A 3621-nucleotide genomic window follows, 5' to 3' on the forward strand; every position below is an offset into this window, starting at 1 on the left:
AAATTTTATACGCAGGGAGGATACCGCAGCCATGACCGCTACCATTACCATCACGCTGGATGAAGCTTACAACCTCGCAGAAAAGACCTTTATCAAGCTTGGTCTTTCTGAAGAACATGCGCAGGCCAATGCGCGTTTGCTGCAAAGCTGCCAGCGTGATGAATGCGACTCTCACGGACTTTACCGGGTGCTGAGCTGTGCTCAGACCATTAAAACCGGTGCTGTGGTTCTGGATGCGGTGCCGGTTGTGGAAGACCGTGCCGGCGGTATCGTCGCGGTAGATGCCAAGGGCGGTTATTCTTTGCTGGCGCTGGAAAAAGGCCTGCCGATGCTGGTCGAGAAAACCCGCAAGCTTGGCATTGCCGCGATGGCGATCAATCATTGTGTGCATTTCTCGGCTCTGTGGCCGGAAGTGGAAATGTTGGCAGAGCATGGTCTGGTGTCACTGACGATGGTGCCGAGCCATTCATGGGTTGCACCTGCCGGTGGTAAAACCGGTGTGTTCGGTACCAATCCGATTGCTTTCGGCTGGCCGCGTGCAGGCAAATATCCGTTTGTTTTCGACTTTGCTACCAGTGCTGCGGCACGCGGTGAGATAGAACTGCATCGCCGTGCAGGCAAGCCGATCCCATTGGGCTGGGCGGTAGATAAAGATGGTGAGCCGACGACTGATGCCGAGACTGCATTGCAAGGCGCGATGTTGACCTTCGGTGGTTATAAAGGATCAGCACTTTCCGCGATGGTAGAATTGCTGGCAGGGCCGTTGATTGGCGATATGCTGAGCCTTGAATCTCAGGAATGGGATAATGGCCGCGGTGCAACGCCGAAACACGGGGAAATCGTGATTGCCTTGAATCCGGAGAGTTTCCTCGGCGCAGCAATGGCAGAGCATATGGGGCGGGCGGAGAAAATGTTCTCAGCGATTACAGATCAGGGCGCACGTCTGCCGTCGCAGCGCCGCTATGAAGCCCGTGAACGCAGTCTGGCCAATGGCACGGTGACAATTCCGCAGAAACTTTACGATGATATCCGTGCGCTGTAACGGCTAAAGCGTCTAGAGCGCCGTGTGCCAGACTTGGCACACAGAGGTCGCTCTAACACTTTAAAATTAGAGCATAATTTTACCTTAAACAGATCCAAGTTTAAGGAATTATGCTTTATCATTTTGAAACTGCGGCACAAGTATCACGCCCCTTTGAAAAACGCAGTTCATAATTGCTTAAGAATTGACCGTGAAGCGGTGCATTGTTATCGCTTTATATGGAAAAGGTTTTGTCTGGGCAGCATTGTTTCAGACAAATGAAAAGGGAACACGGTGCTTAATCCGTGACTGCCCCCGCAACTGTAACGGTGAGCGGCCTCCGGTAAGCCACTGTCTGAGAGGACGGGAAGGCGGAGCGTTCGTGATGACCCGCAAGTCAGGAGACCTGCCTTTTCCGGTCACCAGCCGGTGCACGAGGGGTGCACAGGCGCGGACGTCCGTGACGGTGACATTGTTAAAATGTTGCCGTATGCGGATATGCCTGTTGTTTTCAGCCTGTCTCAAATGCGGTTTGTATCATTCAGGGCAATGTAATGCGGATAAAGCGTGCATTGTCTGACCTATGGCGGGACAGCATGACACGCAATTTGTTGCAGCATAAAAAATCCATTTTGGTACTCGGAACGGCTTTGACAGTTTTCAGCCTCGGCAATGCACTGGCGCAAGAAAAAAAGCAGGAACCGGTACAGCTTAAAGAAATCCTCGTCACCGCCGGACGCACGCCAATTGAAGAAGGCAAGACCGGCCGTGCTGTAACTGTGATTACCGGCAAGCAGCTTGAGCAAAATCAGGTGCGTTATGTAGCCGATGCGCTGCGCATGGTGCCGGGTTTTGCCGTGTCGCGCTCAGGCTCCAAAGGCGGCATGACCAATATTCGTGTGCGCGGTGCTGAAGCAAACCATCTTCTGGTGATGGTTGACGGCGTTGAAATGAATGCCGCATCCGGTGATGCCTATGATTTCGGCGCTTTGCAGGCGGAAGATATCGACCGGATTGAAATTCTGCGCGGCCCTCAGAGCGCATTCTGGGGCTCAAATGCATTGGCCGGTGTGGTGAATATTATCACCAAAGGCGGCAAGCGCGATGGTTTCAAAATCAGCGGTACAACAGAAGCAGGCAGCCAGAATTCATGGCTCGGCGGCGTGCTTTTGCAGGGCGGCGCTGAAAATTACGATATAGCGCTGGCCGCCTCATACCGCCGCACCAAGGGTTTCAATATTTCCAATATCGGCGATGAAAAAGACGGCGACGAAAATCTGACGTTGAATGGTAAGGTCAATATTGATCTGTCGGATGCAGCCAAACTCGACGCGACTTTGCGTTATGTGAAGAACCGCACTGATCTTGATAATATGACATCCCTTAATCCGCTGGATTCAATCGGTCTGGAAGGTAAGACGAATGAGCTTCTGGGCAGTGTTGGTCTGACATGGACAGCATTGGATGATGCACTGACGCAGAAACTGCGTTTCACCGGCAGTGACCGCAAATATGAATATATTGCACCGGACTATCCTGCTGAAAATAAAGGCAGCCGCTATACGGCGTCCTATCAGGCGACCTATGCTTTTGATACGCCGAGTTTTGCGGATGCACATCACAAAATGACCGGCGGTATAGAGTGGCAGCAGGAGCGTTTCCATCAGATTGCGACGGAGAATGATTTGTCCAACCCGTGGATGGATCCGACCCAGTTTGAACATCATAAGCGCTCAATGTATTCCTTTGTCGGCGAATATAATGGTGAATTCGCGGATCAGTTCTTCGTCAATCTTGGTTTGCGCCATGATGTGAATAAAGATTTTGACGACGCCACGACTTTCTCCCTGAGCGGGGCATGGGCAATTCCTGATACAAATGCCCGTCTGCACAGTTCCGTTGGTACCGGTGTGACCAACCCGACTTTCTTCGAGCAGTTCGGTTATACGCCGAGCACTTTTGTCGGCAATCCGAACTTGAAGCCTGAGAAAAGCCTTGGTTGGGATATCGGTCTGGAATATGCTTTCTTTGATGGTCTTTTGGTTACAGATGTAACCTATTTCAATCAGGATCTGCGGGATGAGATCGTGACAGTCTATAATCCGGACTGGACATCAACAGTGAAAAACCTTGACGGAAAAAGCCGTCGTCATGGTGTGGAACTGGCTGCAACGCTGAACCTGTTCCATGGCTTCACAGCCGGCGGTAGCTATACTTACACCTCTTCGAAAGGTGCGGATGACCTTGATGCGGTACGTCGTCCGCGTCATTCAGGTTCTGCGAATGTGGCTTATACATTCTATGAGGATCGTGCCCGCCTGTTCGGTGAAGCTGTATTCAATGGCAAGATGGAAGATGTTGCCTTCATAGGTGGTGCATCATCCCGCGTTAATCTGAGTAGCTACACCGTTGTTAACATCGGCGGCAGCTATAAGTTCACAGATAAGCTTGAAGGTTATGCCCGTATCGAAAACCTGTTCGATAAAAAATATCAGGAAGTCTACGGTTATAATACACCGGGTCGCGGTGCATTTGCCGGTTTGAAAGCCTCTTTCTGAGAATGGTGCGTTTAACCGTCCTCATCAGTTTTACCAAAAGGG

2 protein-coding genes and 1 riboswitch are annotated in these 3621 nt (G+C 51.3%); both genes read left to right on the forward strand.

Annotation, left to right across the window (positions count from 1 at the left end; all coding sequences use genetic code 11):
- Positions 1-1042: Ldh family oxidoreductase (locus A918_RS0108550; protein ID WP_022710663.1), on the forward strand; the 1042-nt coding region annotated here is incomplete at its 5' end.
- 208 nt (positions 1043-1250) lie between these two features.
- Positions 1251-1450, forward strand: a riboswitch (cobalamin riboswitch).
- Positions 1451-1617: 167 nt separating this feature from the next.
- Positions 1618-3579: a TonB-dependent receptor gene (locus A918_RS19935; protein WP_022710664.1), complete on the forward strand. Its 1962-nt coding sequence runs from the start codon at positions 1618-1620 to the stop codon at positions 3577-3579.
- The last annotated feature ends 42 nt before the right edge of the window (positions 3580-3621 follow it).

Origin of the sequence: Pseudochrobactrum sp. AO18b (assembly GCF_000409565.1) — a bacterium.
GTDB lineage: Bacteria > Pseudomonadota > Alphaproteobacteria > Rhizobiales > Rhizobiaceae > Pseudochrobactrum > Pseudochrobactrum saccharolyticum.